Annotated in this window: 1 protein-coding gene; it reads left to right on the top strand. The window is 61.8% G+C overall.

All coding sequences use genetic code 11. From position 1 onward, the window contains the following. A partial coding sequence (locus L2725_RS23125) for an Ig-like domain repeat protein (RefSeq protein ID WP_249251137.1) occupies positions 1–1005 on the top strand: 1005 nt, incomplete at both ends.

The following is a 1005-nucleotide window of genomic DNA, read 5'->3' as shown; positions in this document are numbered from 1 at the left end:
GCGACCGGCGAGACCCTGGCGATTACGGCCACCGTCACCGACCCGGCCGGCAACAGCGCCGAAGGCAGCGACCAGGCGGTCATGGATTACGGCGTGGGCACGGGCGCACCGGCCTCACCCACCGTGGTGATTACCGAAGATGCCAATAACGATGGCTACATCAATGATGGCGAGCTCAATGGTCAGATAGACATTACTGTCACGCTGGGCGCAGGGACCGCCGTGGGCGATACCCTCACCGTGACCGACCAGGATGGCACTGTGCTGTTCTCCGGTCCGGTGACGCAGGACATGCTGGACAATGGCCTGGCCCTGACGCTGGATGCACCGGCAGCGGGCACGACCCTCACGGTGAATGCCAACGTGACCGACCCGGCGGGCAACACCGCCAATGGCAGTGACAGCGCGATACTGGATTACGGCAGCACCGCCCCGGGCACGCCTGTGGTGACCATTACCGAAGATGCCAACAATGATGGCTACATCAATGATGCTGAGCTGGTTGGCCAGGTGAACATCACCGTCGCCCTGACCGGCGGCACGGCGGTGGGTGACACGCTTGTGGTGACCGACCAGGATGGCACGGTCATCTTCTCCGGTCCGGTGACCCAGGACATGCTGGACAATGGCCTTGATTTGGCGATTGATGCGCCGGCCAGTGGCACCAACCTGGTGGTCACCGCTACTGTCACCGATGCGGCGGGCAACACCGCCAATGGCAGTGACAGTGCGATACTGGATACCAGTGGCGGCAACCCAAATCTGGGTGCGCCTACCCTGACCATTGATGAAGATGCCAACAATGATGGCTACATCAATGACGACGAGCTGGATGGCGACATCAACTACAGCGTGACCCTGGGTGAAGGTACAGAGGTGGGTGACACCATCGTTATCACCGACCAGGATGGCAATGAGGTGTACAGCGCCACCATTACCCAGGACATGCTGGACAATGGCCTGTCGCTGACGCTGACCCCGCCAGCGACCGGTACCGGCCTGACC

Source organism: Shewanella corallii (assembly GCF_023349125.1).
Classification (GTDB): Bacteria; Pseudomonadota; Gammaproteobacteria; order Enterobacterales; family Shewanellaceae; genus Shewanella; species Shewanella corallii.
The sequence above is the reverse complement of the archived record's forward strand: the minus strand, read 5'-3'. Positions and strand labels throughout refer to the sequence as shown.